Annotated in this window: 12 protein-coding genes, 2 pseudogenes and 1 riboswitch; of the genes and pseudogenes, 11 read left to right on the forward strand and 3 right to left on the reverse strand. The window is 61.8% G+C overall.

All coding sequences use genetic code 11. The annotated features are described in order from the left end of the window. The coding region (gltB, locus tag Q1K49_RS03400) for a glutamate synthase large subunit (RefSeq protein ID WP_300522815.1) at nucleotides 1-3,541 on the reverse strand (3,541 nt) is incomplete at its 3' end. 470 nt (nucleotides 3,542-4,011) lie between these two features. On the opposite strand from gltB, the gene Q1K49_RS03405 reads away from it, so the two are divergent. Then, nucleotides 4,012-4,461, forward strand: coding sequence for a methylglyoxal synthase (locus Q1K49_RS03405; RefSeq protein WP_300522818.1), 450 nt, complete (start codon nucleotides 4,012-4,014; stop codon nucleotides 4,459-4,461). Here Q1K49_RS03405 and Q1K49_RS03410 read toward each other — a convergent pair. Continuing rightward, the gene (locus tag Q1K49_RS03410) at nucleotides 4,455-5,405 is read right to left on the reverse strand and encodes an EamA family transporter (protein WP_300522820.1); all 951 of its coding nucleotides are present in this window, start codon (nucleotides 5,403-5,405) and stop codon (nucleotides 4,455-4,457) included. The genes Q1K49_RS03405 and Q1K49_RS03410 overlap by 7 nt on opposite strands. 314 nt (nucleotides 5,406-5,719) lie before the next feature. On the opposite strand from Q1K49_RS03410, the pseudogene Q1K49_RS14850 reads away from it, so the two are divergent. Continuing rightward, a pseudogene (locus Q1K49_RS14850) lies at nucleotides 5,720-6,067 on the forward strand (ATP-binding protein); the annotation flags it as partial. Nucleotides 6,068-6,555: 488 nt separating this feature from the next. Here the strand turns inward: Q1K49_RS14850 and Q1K49_RS03420 are convergent. Then, complete coding sequence (locus Q1K49_RS03420) at nucleotides 6,556-6,681, reverse strand: hypothetical protein (RefSeq protein ID WP_300522825.1); 126 nt, start codon at nucleotides 6,679-6,681, stop codon at nucleotides 6,556-6,558. A gap of 509 nt (nucleotides 6,682-7,190) precedes the next feature. Between Q1K49_RS03420 and Q1K49_RS03425 the strand changes: the two genes are divergently transcribed. The 9 genes and pseudogenes from Q1K49_RS03425 to Q1K49_RS03465 form a co-directional block, all read left to right on the forward strand. Then, on the forward strand, nucleotides 7,191-8,642 hold the full coding sequence (locus Q1K49_RS03425; RefSeq protein WP_300522828.1) for an MFS transporter: 1,452 nt from the start codon (nucleotides 7,191-7,193) through the stop codon (nucleotides 8,640-8,642). A 55-nt stretch (nucleotides 8,643-8,697) separates the two neighbouring features. Then, nucleotides 8,698-9,945, forward strand: coding sequence for an o-succinylbenzoate synthase (menC, locus tag Q1K49_RS03430; protein WP_300522830.1), 1,248 nt, complete (start codon nucleotides 8,698-8,700; stop codon nucleotides 9,943-9,945). Nucleotides 9,946-10,083: 138 nt separating this feature from the next. Then, a complete protein-coding gene (locus tag Q1K49_RS03435) occupies nucleotides 10,084-11,496 on the forward strand; it encodes a hypothetical protein (RefSeq protein ID WP_300522832.1) in 1,413 nt (470 codons plus the stop codon). A gap of 251 nt (nucleotides 11,497-11,747) precedes the next feature. Further along, a riboswitch (cobalamin riboswitch) is annotated at nucleotides 11,748-11,942 on the forward strand. A gap of 505 nt (nucleotides 11,943-12,447) precedes the next feature. Beyond that, on the forward strand, nucleotides 12,448-12,747 hold the full coding sequence (locus Q1K49_RS03440) for a BMC domain-containing protein (RefSeq protein ID WP_213692533.1): 300 nt from the start codon (nucleotides 12,448-12,450) through the stop codon (nucleotides 12,745-12,747). A 14-nt stretch (nucleotides 12,748-12,761) separates the two neighbouring features. After that, nucleotides 12,762-13,592, forward strand: a complete 831-nt coding sequence (gene pduB / locus Q1K49_RS03445) for a propanediol utilization microcompartment protein PduB (RefSeq protein WP_300522836.1) — start codon at nucleotides 12,762-12,764, stop codon at nucleotides 13,590-13,592. Nucleotides 13,593-13,693: 101 nt separating this feature from the next. Beyond that, nucleotides 13,694-16,189, forward strand: coding sequence for a glycyl radical protein (locus Q1K49_RS03450; RefSeq protein ID WP_300522839.1), 2,496 nt, complete (start codon nucleotides 13,694-13,696; stop codon nucleotides 16,187-16,189). A gap of 91 nt (nucleotides 16,190-16,280) precedes the next feature. After that, nucleotides 16,281-17,249 (forward strand): glycyl-radical enzyme activating protein, encoded by a 969-nt coding sequence (locus Q1K49_RS03455; RefSeq protein WP_300522841.1) that lies wholly within the window; start codon nucleotides 16,281-16,283, stop codon nucleotides 17,247-17,249. Nucleotides 17,250-17,385: 136 nt separating this feature from the next. Then, complete coding sequence (locus tag Q1K49_RS03460) at nucleotides 17,386-17,541, forward strand: hypothetical protein (protein WP_300522844.1); 156 nt, start codon at nucleotides 17,386-17,388, stop codon at nucleotides 17,539-17,541. Nucleotides 17,542-17,571: 30 nt separating this feature from the next. Further along, nucleotides 17,572-17,793, forward strand: a pseudogene (locus Q1K49_RS03465) (BMC domain-containing protein); the annotation flags it as partial. Nucleotides 17,794-17,926: the final 133 nt, after the last annotated feature.

Raw genomic sequence — 17,926 nt, forward strand, 5'->3', positions numbered from 1 at the left:
CACGTCCCACCATGTCCTCGAAACGACGAAATCCCAGTTCCGCCATCAGCGCCCGCACCTGCCGGGCGAGGTAGCGGAAAAACGTCTCCAGATCCTCCGCTCTCCCGGTGAAACAGGACCGCTTGTCCGCATCCTGCGTGGCGATGCCCACGGGACAGCGATTGCGATGACACTGCCTGCAAAGAAGGCAGCCGCAGACGGCGAGCGCCGCCGTGGTAAAACCGAATTCTTCCGCTCCCAGCAGTGCCGCCGTCACGACATCCCGCCCGGTCATCATGCGTCCTTCCACCTGAAGGATCACCCGACTGCGCAGATCGTTGAGAAGAAGCGTCTGCTGCGTTTCCGCGAGCCCCACCTCCCAGGGAAACCCCACCGAGCGCATGGAACTGAGTGGAGCGGCTCCCGTTCCTCCATCGCAACCGCAAAGAGCCAGAACATCCGCATGGGCCTTGACGACCCCTGCGGCAATGGTCCCGACGCCGGCCCGACAGGCGAGTTTCACGTTCATCCGTGCGCCCGGATTGACGTTGCGCAGGTCGTAGAGAAGCTGCGCCAGATCCTCAATGGAGTAGATGTCGTGATGCGGCGGCGGCGAAATGAGATCCGTTCCCTGCTCGGTGTGACGGATTCTCGCAATCTCCGGTGTCACTTTGGTCCCCGGGAGATGCCCGCCTTCGCCCGGCTTGGCTCCCTGAGCCATCTTGACCTGAATCTCCTCGGCATGCACAAGATAGGAGAGGGTGACTCCGAAACGCCCCGAGGCGACCTGCCGCGTGGCACTGCGCGTCGACCTCGTCCCGTCGGGGGTGTTTCGGGACGGATCTTCGCCTCCCTCGCCGCTGTTGCTCCGTCCTCCGAGACGATTCATGGCGCAGGCAAGTGTCTCGTGACACTCGGGACTGATGGAGCCGACCGAGGCGGCTCCGCTGGTGAAACGAGCGAGAAGATGTTCCTCGCTTTCCACTTCTTCCAGGGGAACGGAAACACCCGGACGAAAGCGCAGAAGCCCACGAAGCACGAAACGGGGCTGTCGGCGCTCCACCTCCGCCGTGTAGCGAAGAAAGCGGGAATAATCCTTCTCCCGGCAGGCCAGGCGCAGCTCCTTCGCCAATGCTCCGGTGAAGAAGAACCGGTCCGGCTCCGTTTCCGCCACCCCGTCCTTCAGCGTTTCATAGGCCATTCCATGCCGCTTCAGCACGTCTTCGGCCAGAACGTCGAAAGAAATTCCCTTGAGACGGACAGGTGTCCCGGGAAAACAACGATGCACCACCGCATCGGCCAAACCGAGAATTTCGAAAATTTGTGCCCCATGGTAGCTCTGGAGCGTCGAAATACCCATGCGGGCGAGAACCTTCAACAATCCGAGATCCAGTGCCGCCACGCAGTTCCCGCAAAGCGCATCGAAGGACATTCCCTCCGGTGAAGCCTTTTCCCGGAACGCCTCCCGGAGTCCTTCGAAGACCATATAGGGATTCACCGCCTTGGCGCCGAACCCGACGAGAAGAGCGAGGTGATGCACGTTCCACACATCCCCCGCCTCCACCACGAGATCCACTCTGGTGCGCAGTTTCTTCCGCACCAGGTGAGCGTGCACGGCACCGAGGGCAAGTAGGCTCGGAACGGGTGCCGCGTAAAGGCCGATGTTCCGATCGCTCAGCACCAGAATCGTGTCTCCCCGAAGCACACTGGACTCCGCCCTGTCGCAGAGGATGTCCAGAGCACGCTCCAGTTCTCCCGGACCACCGTCGGACTGGAAGGTCATGGGCAGAACCCGGGACCGGAACCCCTGGGCGTCCAGATTGCGCAGGTCCGCCATTTCTCCGTTGCTCAGAACGGGACTGGAAAGTTCCACATAGGGGCGCTCTTCCATTTCCGCCTCGTCCAGGCGATCTCCATGTCCCCCGAGATACTGCGTCAGAGACATGACCGTCCGCTCCCGAATGGGATCAATGGGTGGATTGGTGACCTGGGCGAAGGACTGTCGAAAGTAATCAAAGAGAGACACGGGTCCCTCCGCGAGCATCGCCGGAGGAATGTCTCCTCCCATGGAACCGATGGCTTCCTCCCCGAAAAGAGCCATGGGAAGCACTTCTTCCGCCATGACCTCCCCGGAGAGGCCGAAGATCCGGCGTCGCACCGCCAAAAGATGGGGATGCATCACCCGCTCCTGACCCAGTCCCCTAAAAGCGGCGAGAGTTCGCCGGTTCGCCTCGGTCCAGGCGAGAAAATCCTTCCGGCGGACGATGTCCCGGCGGATCTCCTCGTCCTCGCGGATGCACCTCCGCCCCGTATCCACCAAGAACATCGTCCCCGGGCCGAGAATTCCCCTCCGGAGAATCCGCTCCGGAGCGAGGTCCACCACCCCCGCCTCGGAGGCCATGATCACCTCGCCCTCGTCGGTGACAAGATAGCGGAGCGGGCGCAGCCCGTTCCGGTCCGAGACGGCCCCCGCCACGACACCGTCGGAGAAGAGCAGTGCCGCCGGACCGTCCCAGGGCTCCATCATCCGGGCATGGTACTCGTAGAAGGCCCGTTTGTCCGGATCCATGAGCCGGTTGCCCTGCCACGCCTCGGGAATGAGAAACATGAGAATCATTTCGGGAGCCAGTCCTCCCCTGAGAAAAAGTTCGAACACATTGTCCAGATTTGCGGAGTCACTGCCACCATGCTCGACGACAGGGAAAAGTTTCCGATAGTCCTCACCGAAGTTTGCGGCGTGCATCACCCCCTCCCGGGCGTGCATCCAGTTCACGTTTCCTCGGATGGTGTTGATCTCTCCGTTGTGAGCGAGGTAGCGATACGGATGGGCAAGTTTCCACTGAGGAAAGGTGTTCGTACTGTACCGTTCGTGCACCATGGCCAGCGCGGATTGAACCCTGATATCACGCAGCTCCGGGTAGAAAGCATCGAGTGTGCTGCCCAGAAGTTGCCCCTTGTAAACCATGGTTCTGGAGGAGAGACTGCACACGTAGAATGCATCCGCGCCGTCCCTTCCGGACGCGGCGATTTCACGCTGCGCCCGTTTCCGAACCACCAGGAGCTTGCACTCGAATTCCTCCCGGGACAGTGCACCTCGGAGCAAAAACACCTGACAAATGGCGGGACGACTGGCTCTCCCCGCGGCGCCGCAGGCTTTCTCGTCCACGGGAAGTTCCCTCCAGCCGAGCAGCAAGAGTCCTTCCTCGCGAGCCACCCGCTCGAAACGCCCTTCGCAGAAAAGCCGCATCTGGGGGGATCGGGGCAGAAAGAGCATGCCCGCCGCATAGTCACCCGGAGGGGGAAGCACGACACCCCGGAGCGCCATCTCCTCAGCGAGAAAGGCGTGCGGAATCTGCAGAAGAATTCCCGCACCGTCTCCGGTGCTGCCGTCGGCATCCACCGCGCCTCGATGGCTCAGACGCCGGAGAATCCCCAGCGCTCTCGTCACAATACGATGGGAGACGTCGTCGTTGACGGACACCACGAGACCGAGCCCGCAACTGTCCCGCTCCATGGCAGGATCGTAGAGTCCCTGCCTGGCAATTTCATCGCTTCGAACCATTTGTTCAACCACCTCTCGGAATCGAAAAAAAATTTCTCCGTATTCTGCCACTCCTTTTCGATTTTGAGAAGCCCATCTGCAAAAGCAGCATGACACTTAAATGCATACACATCCCCCGCACAACTGAAGCAAACATGCCTTAAGGCATGTTTGCTTCAGTTGTGTACGTCACGTTGTGCAAAAAGGGTTTCATGGTGTTCGGCGGCCGTCTGCGGCGACTAGCCGCACTTTTTCAGGAACCGACGAACGAACGCTTCGGCGGCGGATCTCCAGACACGAAACTGGAGGCCGTGGAGACAATTTCCATCGGCAATACGCCTTACGTCACTTTTCGACACAAGCACCGTAGCCCGAAGCGTCTCGCTTTTGGAGGCTTTGATTTTTTTCGTTTTTGGCCTTAAATGGAGGTGGTATCCGGAAGGAAATTTCTCCGAGGAATCTCTTCGAAACCGCAGAAAGGAGAAGCGAGCATGAAACGCATCGGCCTCATCGCCCACGACGAATGCAAATCCGATCTTTTGAAATGGGTGGGAAAACACCTGACGGCCCTTGAACCGCACCATCTTTTCGCCACGGGAACCACCGGCGGGTTACTCACGGAGACCTATCCGAATCTCCTCGTCTCCCGTTTCCGCAGCGGCCCGCTTGGAGGAGACCAGCAAATGGGCTCGGCCATCGCCGAAAAGACCATCGATCTGCTCATTTTCTTCATCGACCCTCTGGGAACGCATCCCCACGACGTGGACATCAAGGCGCTTCTGCGCCTGGCGGTTCTCTACGACGTGCCCTCGGCCTTCAACGAGGCCACGGCGGATTTTCTCGTGTCAAGTCCGCATTTTCAGGGCCCCTACGAACCCCATGAAAGGGACCATGGCAAATATCTGGCCCGCTTCGCAGCGAAAAACCGGACTTCTCAGTGACGGGCAACAGCCTCTTCGGGGCACCTGTCGAGGGGCATTCCGTCACCGGCCGTCCCCGTTTTCTTCCGCCCCAGAAGGACCAGGGCCACACCGACGAGAATGACGCCCATGGCGGCCAGGTGGTGGAGCGTCACGGCCTCGCCCAGCAGCCACCAGCCCAGGAAAGAGGCGATGACGGGGTTCGTGAAGGCGTAACTGGTCGCTACGGAGGCGCGGGTGGTACGCAGCAGATAGAGGTAGACGGAAAACCCCACGATGGACCCCAGCGTCACCAGGTGCAGCGCCCCGAGGATCGCCGCGGGCGGCAGCGGCCAGACCGGGCGCTCTCCCAGGAACATACCCACGGCGAAAACCTGCACGCCTCCCACGATCATCTGCACCGCCGAGCCTAGAGGGCGATGGAACGCCGGCAGAGCACGGTTGAAGGATGACCCGATGCCCCATGTGGCCGCCGCGGCGAGCAGAAAGAGACTTCCCGTGAGATTGCCCCGAAGCCCCTGGTCGAGATGGAGGAATACCACCCCCGCCACACCTACAGCCATGCCCAGAAGTTCCGTCCGTCCCGGCATGGTCCGTTCCAGCAGAGAGCTTGCCAGCACCGCCCAGAGAGGCACCGTGGAGACCACCGTGGCGGTCATGGCCGAGGAGACCGTAAGCTGCCCCACGGTAGTGAAGCCGGATCCGCAGATGAAGAGCAGAATTCCCACCCAGAACGCCTGCCCCCACTCTCTTGCCGTCATGGGCGGCTCGCCGCGGAAACGCAGCCATGCGTAGAGGATCACGCCGGCGACGAAGAAGCGTACCGCGTTGGCCAGAAAAGGCGGAAACCCCTCCAGAGCGAGGCGATTCGCCAGAAAGATGGACCCCCAGCAAAGATAGAGGGTCACCAGGGCGGCCCAAGTCTTGAGAGAGAAGAAATCCTGTCGCGTTCTGCCGGATGACATGGGGAAAACACTCCTTTTGACGGATCGATGCGGGACGATTTGCCCGAGAGGAAGTCTACCACGAATCTCCGCTCCGGAAGCGCACCCCCCTTTTCTTCACGGGGGAGGAATGTGTATTATGGAGCGAAAGAGCGCCGATGCTCCATCAGAACACTGTGTTTTCCCCACGGCTTGTCACCGAAATCCGGGGCGAAAACCCGCACTCCGGCGCTGAAGAATTTGGAACGCACCCTTTCCCATTTCGCCATTGCGTATCAGGGAGGGAAAATCACTTCGAGACAGCCGGCAAAAAGGGGAAGGAGCGACCGAATTCCATGAGCATCTACCAAGCGGAGTTACGCGTTCCCCAGCATCTGACAAGCTTTCTCGCCACGCAACGCTTCATCACCGGAGCCTGCGAGAGCCTGGGCGTGGCGGAAAAAATCCGCCTCGACGTGGAACTCGCCGTGGAGGAAGGGCTTCTCCAGCTTTTCGCCTCCGCGAAACCGGGAGAGATGGGAGAGGACGTGCGCGTCCGGGTCGTGTTCGATTTCGACGCCCTGCACATCACGGTCCTCGCTCCTGGAAGACCCTTCGATTTCCACCGCCTTCCCACCTTCCGGCCCGAGGATGTGGCCAGCGGAATCCTGGAGGGACTGGGCACGTTTCTCATCCGCCGTCTCATGGACAGCATCCAGTGGCGCTATGTGGAAAAAGAGGGACAGGAACTCACCATGACCAAGCACCTTCCCTCTCCCATCGCGGATACCGAATCCGCCTGCTTCGTCGCGACATCCTCCGCGCCCGTTCCCGTGGGCGCACTCTCCTACCGCACCGTGCGGACGGAGGAGGACGCCTTCGCCGTCGCCGCCTGTGCCTTCGACATCTATCGCTACGCCTACAAGGACGTGATCTACTATCCTCTGGAGTTGCTGGCGTGGAATCTTTCGGGGCAGATGCACTCCTGGATCGCCGTGGATGAGGCGGGAACAGTCTTCGGCCACTACGCCATCATCCGAAAGCACCCCGGGGATAGCACCGCCGAAATGGGTGCCGCCTTCGTCCGTCCCGAATGCCGCGGAGGAGGCGTTTTCCAGGCTCTTTCCCGCTGTGCTCACGACGATGCGGCCCGCTGCGGCCTTTCGTCCCTCTATTCCCTCTCCGTCACGAATCACGTGGCGACCCAGAAGATCAGTGAACGGGAGGGGCGCCGCACTGTGGGCCTCCGCCTCGCCTCCAGCCCCGCCGTCTTCGTCGAGGGCGCGACGCCCGGAGAGAGGGTCACCACGGCCCTCAACTACAAACAGTGCATCCCCCGGACACCCCGGACGCTGTTTCTCCCCGAACGCTATCGGGAGATGATCCTCACCTCCTACGGATGGCTCGGCATGTCCCCCTCGGAGGGCCTTTCCGGGACGGCTGAGCCGGGGGAGGACCTGGTGACCACCACGAGGGATCTCACGTGGAACCGAGCGGTCCTTGGGGCTCGGGGAGGGGCGACGGCACGGCACAAAATGGCGGCTTACACGGAACTCCTTCTTGAGCAGGGGGTGGCCTGTGCGGTGCTCTCCATCGACCTGGAGGATCCGGGCGCTCCCCTCCTCGCCGAAGAAGCGGCCCGGCTCGGTTTCGTCTATTCGGGAATCTTTCCCGAGAGCACGAAGGACGGCCATGACGCCCTGCAAATGCAGCTCCTGAACGGCATCACCCTTGACGAGACGAAAATCCTGCTGCACCAGGATTCTGCCAAGGCAATCCTCGCCTTCGTCAAGAGCGAGGCACCACACCTCTTCACAGAGACAAAAAATGACGAAGGGGCGTATTTTCGGCGTTATCCTCGCCACGGGGCTTACGTCCTTTCTCTCCACCTATCTCTCCTCATCGGTGAACATCGCCCTCAAGACCATCGGCGCGGAGTTCGCCGTCAATCCCGCAAACCTGAGCCTTCTGGCGTCGTTGTACCTGCTCTGTTCAAGCCTCTGCATCGTTCCTTTCGGCAAGCTCTCCGACACCTACGGACCCAAGCGGACACTCCTCTTCGGCTGCGCCTTCTTCACCGTGTCGAACCTTCTCGTTCCCCTCCTCGCCCGGGACTTTACCTCGCTTCTGGTGCTCCGGGGCTTACAGGGGGTGGGATCGGCCCTGCTGGTGGTCTCCAACACACCCATCATCACCACGGCGATCCCCAAAGAGTACCGCACCACCGCCCTGGGCATCCTCTCCGGCTTGGTCTACTTCGGCAACTCCGTGGGCAATTTCGTGGGAGGCGTCCTCACGGAACTCTTCGGCTGGCGGAGCATTTTCACCAGCGCGGCCATAAGCTGTGCCCTGGCCTTCGTGGTTCTCCTCCTTTTTGTGCCAAACTCGGAGCGCCCCCGGAAAGAACCCCGAGGGCTCGACATCCCCGGGATTCTCACCTACGCAGTGATGCTCATCAGCCTGCAGACCGGAGCGAATCAGCAGGCCACTACTCCGGGAAAACTGCTGCTCCTGCTCAGCGTCGTCACCCTGGCGTTCTTCGTGCGACACCAGAAACGCACCGCGCATCCCATCTACGACATGCGCCTCTTTCTGTCCAACAAAGTCTTCGCCATGGCGAACATCGCAGTGTTCCTGAACTTCATGGCCACCTATGGTTCCCAGTATCTCCTGCCCCTGTATCTCCAGTGCAACCGAGGGCTCTCTCCCATGGAAACGGGAAAAATCACGCTCTTTCAACCGCTCATGCAGATCTTCTTCTCACCCCTGGCGGGTTTCATCGCGTCCCGCATCGCCCCTTCCCTCGTGGCGTCCTTGGGCATGGCCATGATCGCCCTGGCGCTCTTCGCCCTTTCCTGGCTCTCCACCACGACGCCCTTCGTCGTCATCTACGGTGCCCTTGCCCTCATCGGCACGGGCATTTCCTTCTTCTCCGCGCCGAACACGAGCATCATCCTTGAATCCGTTCCGGTGAACAAACGCGGTATGGCGGCGGCATCGAACTCCATCATGCGCAACCTCGGCATGCAGTGCAGCGTCATTCTCTGCGGCAGCATGCTGCTCCTCCTGCTGGGGCAAGTAAAGGGCATTCCTCCGGAGAAGTACGACGACATGCTCCGGGCCACCAAGCTCTGCTATGCCATCTTCACCGGCATCTGCCTGGCCGGGATGGTGCTCTCCCTCAAACGGAGCCGCTCCTCCGGCGCGGAGGAAAGCGACACGGAAGAGAGCGCGCGCAACCTCTCGCCCGAAGAGACTCCGCTGCGTGCGAAACCTTGAGACATTCCGAAATTCGGACGATACCTCGTGACGGACAGCGGAAAGGACTGATCGCATGAACCCGCAAAAGGAGACGATCCTGGACGAACGGAGCCTCACCCCGGCGTGTCTCGGCATCCTCGACGACGATGGGCCGCTTTTTCTGGAGAAAATCCGGGTCTTCTCGCGCCGCATGACCCTTCGCATCCCCTTCGAGACATCCTTCGGTCGTTTCGATTCTCTGGTGCGCCATTTTCCGGCGATCACCTTCCGCACCGAGGACGGCACCACCGTGACGGGAATCGGGGAGTGCTCCCCCCTCTCCGCACCCTGGTACGACTATGAATGCCACCGCAGTGTCGAGGTTGCGCTGGGCTACCTCACCGCCTCTCTCACGGGAAAGAGCGTGGACGAGGCGGACGGCGCCGCCGCACCGGGTCTCGCCCCGGTGACGGGAGTGGAGTCCTTTCTGGGGCGATATCGCTGGATCGTGGGACACGCCATGGCCAAGGCCGGTGTGGAGGGTGCCTACTGGGATGCCCGGGCACGGCTGCGGGGCGTTCCGGTCTTCCGCCTCTGGGGGGGAACCAAGAGCGATGTCGAGGCGGGCACGAGCGTGGGGCTCGAACCCACGGTGGAGGACGTGCTCCGGAAAGTGGCCGTAGCCGTGGAGGAGATGCACATCGCCCGGGTCAAGGTGAAAGTGAAGCCCGGACGGGATCTCGCCATCGTGGAGGCCATCCGGAAACGCTATCCTTCCCTCCGGCTCCAGGTGGACGCCAACGCCGCCTACGACCTGCTGAACCCGGAACATCTGGCGCGGCTCAAGGAACTTGACGCCTTCGGTCTCATGATGATCGAACAACCGGGCAGAAACGACGACATCTTCGACCACGCCGTCCGGCTCGCCCACCTGTCCACGCCCATCTGCCTGGATGAGAGCATCCTCCACGCCGTGCACGCCCGCCAGGCCATCGCGCTGTGGAAGCAGTACTCCGCACCGTCCCGGCTGGTGATCAATGTGAAACCCCCCCGGGTGGGAGGGTATCTGGAGGCGATCCGGATCGCCGTGCTCTGCGCGGCCTCGGGTGTGTCCGTCTGGTGCGGAGGCATGCATGAATCCGCCCTGGGAAAGACCGCCAACGTGCACTTCAGCTCCAGGCCCGAAGTGAACCTGCCGGGAGATCACGTTTCCCAGGCCCCCTACTTCGTGAAGAACGTGGCCGAATCACCCCGTTACGAGGAGGGACGCCTCACCGTCCCCCAGGGCGTGGGCTGGGGCCTGGGCGAGCTCGATCTCGCCGAAGAGACCGAAACCCCATGAACGGACGCTCCCCCAAAGACCATTGCCGCCCGAAAACCGAAACGCGCCGAAGGACGCCGAACCGGACGGCCTGAGACGGTGCGAACCGAGAAGCCGCATGCCCATGTCCATGCGGCAGGAAAGGACTGTGAGACTGTCATGAAACCTCTTCCGCTCGATGTGTACGCCACCGCCGTGGCGCGGGTTCCCGCCTACCGGTGTTTTCTCCAGGAGCAGTACGGCACCGTTCCCGAGATCCCCGACATGGAGACCTTTGCGACGCTCCCGCTGATGGACAAGACGAACTACATCCGGCCCTATCCGCTGACGGACCGCTGCCTCGACGGCACCCTCAAGGGCAAGCACATGATCGCCCACAGCTCGGGGTCGTCGGGCAAACATCTCTACTGGCCCATCCTCCGGGAAGTCGAACAGGGCTATTGGCAGCGCACCCTGGAGGAACTGGAACAGAAATACGCCGTGAGCCGCACATCCACCCTGGTGGTACTGGGGCTTCTCATGGGAGGAAACCTGAGCGGCGCGCTCTTCGCCTACGTCTTCCGGGCCATCGGCATCGAAACAGGATGCATCACCCTGCTCACCCCCGGACGCGACGAGGCGGAGTGCGTGGAAGTCCTGGGAGAATTCGCTCCACACTTTGAACAGACCATCCTCTTCTCCTACGGAGCCACGGGCAAGAACATCATCGAAACCGCCATCGCCCGAGGCATTCCCGTGAAGGACCTCCGCATCAAGCTCCGCCTCATCGGCGAAGGGTATTCCGAGACCTTCCGGGACCGCATGAACGAACTCCTCGGCTACCCCTACGGCGACCTCACGTCGGTGAGTTCCGGCTACGGTGCCACGGATTTCCGAAGCGCCGGCAAGGAAACCCTCCTCTGCGTCGCCATCAAGCGGCTCCTCGCCGAGCGCAACCTGCTCGGAGACGTGTTCGGCTTCGAGACCATGCCCACCATCTGCCAGTACTCTCCGTCGGACATCTTCATCGAATCCGTGGAGGGCGAACTGGTCATGACCCGTCACAATGCGGTGCCGCTCGTGCGCTACCGCTCGGGCGACGCAGGGTTCGTGCTGGAGTACGAGGCGATGATGGACACAATGGCGCGACACGGCCTGGACCCTCACGCACTGCTGGCGGAGCGGGGATTCGATCCGGCTTCGGCGTCCAGGCAGCCCTTCGTCCTCGTTTCGGGGCGCAACGACGGGCTTACCTTCTTCGGAACAAAGATCTTCGTCACGAAGATAAAAGCCGTCTTCGAGGAAACGTCCTATCTCTCCGAACGCGTCACCGGAGAGTTCCAGATGCGTCGCATCGAGAACGAACACGGCGATCCCCGCCTGGAAATCGCCGTCGTCCCCCGTCCCGAGGCACCGGATCTCGACGCCGGCGCCATCGCGGATGCCGTTGCCCGGGGCCTGCTCGAACGCCAGGGAGGCATCTATCCAGCGCTGATGGCCAGGGATCCCGACGCGGCGACACCTCGAATCCGCTTCGTTCGGAGAGAGGAGATCATGACTCCCGCAAGCTTCAAGATCCGGTATCTGGCGTGAGCAAACAAAATTCCCGATGGTTTCGCTTGAAAAAGGATTCGGAAAAACGCTCGCGTTCGGCTCGTAGGAAACGAGAACTCGTAGGGCTTCACCATCTCTGGAGCGTTTTCCTCCGGTGACGGCATGCGCAAAATGCCTTTTGTTTTTTTGACCACACCTCCCGTCCTTGAAAAAAGTTTTCTTTGAATTGTCATAAAGACCCTCTTCAAAACTAAAACAGGCACACGACTTGAGCAAAAAAAAACGCATTGACGTCACGGCGTTCTGTTTGTACGATTTTTCCCAAAGACAAACAGCCGCCGTTCGGGAATCCGGTGCGAAACCGGAACGGCCCCGCCACTGTAACCGGGACGAAACCGCAGAACCACTGGAGAGCCTCTCTCCGGGAAGGTGCGGGAGTAGGATGAACGGAAGTCAGGATATCGGCCCGCGGCTGGGAAGGTTCTGTTCACCTGCGCGGGCGGGTATGACCGGTTTCAAGTGGAGGAGTTTTCGTCTCCTTCGCTTATCGGTTTTGTGAATGCAAGGCCCCCGCGAATTGCGGGGGCCTTTTTTGATTGAGTCGTACGGTCACCCCCGACGACTCGGGGCGGCGAAATCAGCCGCGCCGCCCCGCTCCTCCGAATTTCTCCTCCCCCGGCTTTTCGGATCCTCCGGAAAACCAAGGGGGGAGAGGACACCCTGTTCGGCTCGTTCGCCACCGGCACGACCGCTTCCCTCTTTCAGGGCGGACGAGGTTCCATGAGACGAAGAGACGTGGCATCGGATGTTTCGGCCCGGGACAGGGCGCGACACCCCTGTCTGCGGTATGGGTTTTGTCTTCGCGCACGGCGCGAGGCGGAGAGGGGGTGCGATCCTCCGGTCGACGGAACGGGTCGGAGCGGGATCGGCGAAGGGGTTCGGAACCGAGGGGGAAGTTGCGCCCCCGGGACATTAGGGAGGTGTCGTGAAATGAACGGAGATGCCTTGGGAATGATCGAGACCCGCGGCCTGGTCGGTGCCATCGAGGCGGCCGATGCGATGGTCAAGGCGGCGAACGTACGCCTCATCGGCTACGAGAAGATCGGGTCCGCTTATGTGACTGTCATGGTCCGGGGTGATGTGGGGGCCGTGAAGGCCGCCGTAGATGCCGGAGCCGCGGCGGCGAAGAGAGTGGGCGAGGTCGTGTCCGTCCACGTCATTCCGCGCCCGCACATGGACACCGAAAAACTCATGCCCAAGCTCGACTTGGGGTCACCGCGAGAGAGCTAGGAGGCGACTGAGCCATGCACGAACAGGAGATGATGAAAAAGGTCATGGAGCAGGTCCTGCAACGCCTCGGAACGGAGAACAAGACCGAGGTCAGGGCCGAGACCGCGCCGCCTCCCACTCCTGCGGCGGAGGCGCCCGCCTCGGCGAACTTCACGCCCATCGGCATCACCGAGTTCATCGGCACCGCCATGGGACACACCATCGGCATGGTCATCGCCAATGTGGACGCGACGCTGCACGAGAAGATGGGCATCGACAAGCGCTTCCGCTCCATCGGGATCATCTCGGATCGCGTCGGCGCAGGTCCCCAGCTCATGGCCGCCGACGAGGCGGTGAAGGCGACGAACACGGAGATCGTCTCCGCGGAGATGCCCCGGGACACCGAGGGTGGATGCGGTCACGGCTGTCTCATCATCTTCGGCGCCGAGGACGTCTCCGATGTCCGCCGTGCCGTGGAGGTCACGCTCTCGAACCTGGACACCTACTTCGGCGACGTCTGGGCCAACGAGGTGGGATATCTGGAACTCCAGTACACCGCCCGGGCAAGCTACTGCCTGAACAAGGCCCTGGGCGCGCCTCTGGGTAAGGCCTTCGGTTTGGTGCTCGGCGCTCCCGCAGGCATCGGCGTCGTCATCAGCGACACGGCTCTCAAGGCCGCCGAAGTCGAGGCCTTCGCCTATTGCTCGCCCAGCAAAGGGACATCTCTGACGAACGAGGCCTTCATCATGATCACCGGGGATTCCGGCGCGGTGCGCCAGGCGATCCGCTCCGCCCGGGAAGTGGGGGTCAAGCTTCTGGGAACGCTGGGGGGCGAGCCCAAATCCCTCACGAGACCCTACATCTGAGTTCCGGAGCGGAAAAAACTTCGCCGAACGACGCCCGCGCGCCCGAGAAAGGACCGGGACGCCGTCGTATCCACCATAAGAACGAGGGAGGTCGCACAGCAATGAACGAAGAGATGATTCAGAAACTCGTCGCGGAAGTCTGCAGGCAGGTCATGGCGGCTCCCGCCGCAAAAGGTTCCGCCCCGACTTCCACACCCTTTTCGGGCGCGAAGGAGATCGCCGATCCCATGACCATGGGCGGCCCCAGCCCCAGAGTCCAGAAAAAACTCGCCGCCTTCGTGAACATTCAGCCCGAAGTCTGCGTCGAACGGGCGCTGCTGGTGACCAAGGCATATCAGGAGACGGAGGGACTTCCCGTCTACGTCCGGCGCGCCCATGCCCTGGAGACGGTCCTGGACAACATGACCATCTTCATCGGCGACGACGAACTCATCGTGGGCAACCAGTGCTCCAAACCTCGCAGCGCTCCTATCTTCCCCGAGTTCTCCTGCGAGTGGATCGAGCCCGAACTGGACACCATGGCCCATCGCGACGGCGACGCGTTCCTGATCTCCGAGGAGAACAAGGCCGCCCTGCGGGCGATTTTCCCCTACTGGAGGGGAAAGACAAACAACGAACTGGCCACGAACCTGATGCCGCCGGAATGCCTGGAGGCCATGATGGCCGGGGTCTACACCTTCGGGAACTACTACTACAACGGCGTGGGACACATCTCCGTCGATTATCGGAAGGTTCTGGAGAAGGGGTTGAACGGCATCATCGCCGAAGCCGCCGACGCCAAGGCCAAACTCGATGTGGCCGACGCGGAGGATCTCCGCAAATGCCATTTCCTCTCCTCCGTGATCACCTCCTGCAAGGCGGTCATCCGCTTCGCCGCCCGCTTCGCCGCCGAGGCGGAAAAACAGGCCGCAGCCTGCTCCAATCCCGTCAGAAAAGCCGAACTGGCCGAGATCGCCCGAATCTGCCGCAAGGTCCCCGCGGAGCCCGCGAGCAGCTTCCACGAGGCGTGCCAGTCCTGGTGGTTCATCCATCTCGTTATTCAGATCGAGTCCAACGGGCACTCCGTCTCGCCGGGACGCTTCGACCAGTACATGTACCCTCACTACGCCAAGGATCCCTCCATCACCGTCGAGAAGGCTCAGGAACTGGTTGATCTGCTCTTCATCAAGCTCACGGAACTCAACAAGATCCGCGACGCCGAGTCCACCAAGGCTTTCGGCGGCTACCCCCTCTTCCAGAACATGATCGTCGGCGGAGTGAACCGCAAGGGTGAGGATGCGACGAACAGCATCTCCTACATCTGCCTTCAGGCCGCCCAGAACACGAAACTCTACCAGCCCTCCCTGTCGGTGCGCATTCATGAAAACACACCGCACCTCTTCTACCAGAAGGCCGCTCAGACGACCAGGGTGGGACTCGGCATTCCCGCCTACTACAACGACCGGGTCATCATTCCCGCTCTTCTGGCCAGAGGCCTTGCACGGGAAGACGCCCGGGACTACTGCATGATCGGCTGCGTGGAACCCCAGTGCGGCGGCAAGACCGAGGGATGGCACGACGCGGCGTTCTTCAACCTCGCCAAGATCGTCGAACTGACCATGAACGACGGCGTCTGCCCGGCATGCAACAAGCAGCTCGGGCCCAAGACCGGCCACGCCACATCCTTCACGACCTTCGAACAGTTCAAAGAGGCCTACACGAAACAGATGGAGCATTTCGTGCGCCTGCTCGCCATCGCGGACAACGCCGTAGATCTCACCCATGCCCGTAACATGCCCCTCCCCTTCCTCTCCTGCATGGTGGAGGACTGCATCGGTCGCGGTAAATCGGTTCAGGAAGGCGGCGCAATCTACAATTTCACCGGCCCCCAGGGTGTGGGCGTCGCCAACGCCGGGGATTCCCTCACCGCCGTGAAGAAGCTTGTCTTCGAGGACAAGGCTCTCACCATGGAACAGTTGAAGAAGGCCATCGACGCGAACTTCGAAGGCCCGGAGGGCGAAGCCATCCGGCAGATGCTGCTCAACCGGGCACCCAAGTACGGCAACGACGTGGACTACGCGGACCTGCTCGCCCGCGAGTCCGCCATGATCTACTGCAAGGAAGTGGACAAATACCACAACCCCCGGGGCGGCCAGTTCCAGCCCGGTCTTTACCCCGCGTCGGCCAACGTCCCCATGGGCGCCGCGGTCATGGCCACGCCGGACGGGCGCAAAGCCCACACGCCCCTTGCGGACGGCGTCTCCCCCAGCGGCGGTCTGGATCAGTCCGGCCCCACCGCCTCTGCCCTTTCCGTGGCCAAGCTGGATCACGCGGAAGCCTCCAATGGAACACTGCTGAACATGAAGTTCCATCCCAACGCGGTGAAGGACGAGCGAGGACTGGAGAACCTCATCGCCGTCACGGAAACGCTCTTCACCCACGGAGGCTCCCACGTGCAGTACAACGTGGTCAGCAAGGAAACACTCCTGGACGCGCAGAAGAACCCCGAGGAATACCGTGGCCTCGTGGTCCGCGTGGCGGGGTACAGCGCCTTCTTCACCGCTCTCGATTCCCGCATCCAGAACGACATCATCGCCCGGACCGAGCAGGTGTTCTAGACATCCCTGACCGACCCGACCGGGTTCGGCCCCCCACGGGGGGCCGAATCTCGCGCACCGCACGCCCATCCGAGCAAGGGGAGGAGACGGGATGAACTGGGAACAGGATTTCATGTTCTACGACCCGGTGGTGAAGAAACACCACCCAGAAGCGGGCCTCATTTTCGACGTGCAACGTTTTTCCATCCACGACGGACCTGGAATCCGGACGAACATCTACATGAAGGGATGCCCTCTGCGCTGTCGGTGGTGCTCCAATCCGGAGTCCTGGAGCCCGCAGCCGGAACTGATGGTCATCCACCACAACTGCATCGGCTGCGGCCGTTGCTTCAAGGCCTGCCCTTCGGACAGCATCTCCAAGGGGGAGGACGGAAAACTCCGGGTGGACAAGGCACGATGCCGCATGCCCGAATGCGGACTCTGCGAACGGGCATGCCCCGCCAACGCCATGGTGGTCACCGGACGCTATGTCACCACCGAGGACGTCTTTGCCCTCGCCATCCGTGACCGTCACTTCTACCCCCATACGGGAGGAGGCGTCACCTTCACCGGCGGAGAACCATTACTCCAGGCATCCTTCGTCGCCGCCTGCGCAAAACTGCTCCGGGCGCGGGGAATCAACACGGCCGTCGAAACGTCGGGATTCGCACCCTGGGAACAGGCCGGACAGGTTTTCGAGCAAATGGACACGATCCTCTTCGACCTGAAACACATGGACTCGGCGGTCCACGAGGAATACGTGGGCGTTCCCAATGCTCCGATTCACGAAAACCTTCGTCGGGCGGACCGGATCGGTCACCCCCTTCGGGTGCGCCTTCCGCTGATTCCAGGCGTGAACGATTCCATGGAGAACGTACGGGCCACGGCACTTTTCGCGGGATCCCTGAAAAACCTTCAGGCACTGGACATTCTTCCCTATCACCGCATGGGGGAGCCCAAGTGGGACCAGATACAGCGCACCTATCTTCTCTCCGGGCTGGAACCCCATGGACGGGAACAGCTCCAGCCCCTTTACGACATGGTTCGGGACATGGGAATTCCCGCCACCATCGGGGGCTGAACTCTCGCAAAAACCGGAGTGCCGAGAACGTTTCGCGACACGCGGTCTCTCCGAAACCGCAGTGTTTCTTTCCATGACCGGCGCGAGCGGCGTGCCGACACCGCTCGCCCATCCTCTCCGGGAGGAGGCGAAAGGAATGACGGAGTGCGATCGCAACTGTCCCGACAAGACCTCGAAACGTCCCGAATGCCCTTGCCCCAGGGAGTGCCCCAATCACGGAAAATGCTGCGCCTGCATCGCGACCCATTGGTTCTCGCTCGTGGAACCCGTCTGGTGCATGAGAGGAAAATAGGAAGGCGGTGGGACCATGCCGGAACTCCGCATGGCCTTGGGATTCATAGAAACGCAGGGACTGCCCGCGGCCATGACTGCCGCGGATGCGGCGGCGAAAGCCGCGAACATACGGATTCTCGGCAGAGAAAACACCCGGGGTGAGGAGCGCATCACCGTCAAGGTCATCGGCGACGTTGGAGCTGTTCGTGCGTCTCTCGACGCTGCAAAGGCCGCCTCGGAAAAAGTGTTGTCCGTGCGCGGTGTTCTGGTGCTCCCTCGCCCGGCCCCCGGCATCGGGAACACGCTCGCCTGGAACGAAGAGACGCTTGGAGCCGCCGAATGGCTACAGGAAAGGATCCCTGCGGCGCTCTCCACACCCCCGTGTACTCCGGAGACGGATCCTC

The organism is Aminiphilus sp. (assembly GCF_029975095.1).
Classification (GTDB): Bacteria; Synergistota; Synergistia; order Synergistales; family Aminiphilaceae; genus Aminiphilus.

Coding starts and splice junctions, on each gene's coding strand:
- Q1K49_RS03425 (WP_300522828.1), top strand. CDS start 7,191: ATGACGAAGGGGCGTATTTTCGGCGTTATCCTCGCCACGGGGCTTACG.
- menC (WP_300522830.1), top strand. CDS start 8,698: ATGAACCCGCAAAAGGAGACGATCCTGGACGAACGGAGCCTCACCCCG.
- pduB (WP_300522836.1), top strand. CDS start 12,762: ATGCACGAACAGGAGATGATGAAAAAGGTCATGGAGCAGGTCCTGCAA.
- Q1K49_RS03440 (WP_213692533.1), top strand. CDS start 12,448: ATGAACGGAGATGCCTTGGGAATGATCGAGACCCGCGGCCTGGTCGGT.
- Q1K49_RS03450 (WP_300522839.1), top strand. CDS start 13,694: ATGAACGAAGAGATGATTCAGAAACTCGTCGCGGAAGTCTGCAGGCAG.
- Q1K49_RS03410 (WP_300522820.1), bottom strand. CDS start 5,405: ATGTCATCCGGCAGAACGCGACAGGATTTCTTCTCTCTCAAGACTTGG.
- Q1K49_RS03455 (WP_300522841.1), top strand. CDS start 16,281: ATGAACTGGGAACAGGATTTCATGTTCTACGACCCGGTGGTGAAGAAA.
- Q1K49_RS03460 (WP_300522844.1), top strand. CDS start 17,386: ATGACGGAGTGCGATCGCAACTGTCCCGACAAGACCTCGAAACGTCCC.
- Q1K49_RS03435 (WP_300522832.1), top strand. CDS start 10,084: ATGAAACCTCTTCCGCTCGATGTGTACGCCACCGCCGTGGCGCGGGTT.
- Q1K49_RS03405 (WP_300522818.1), top strand. CDS start 4,012: ATGAAACGCATCGGCCTCATCGCCCACGACGAATGCAAATCCGATCTT.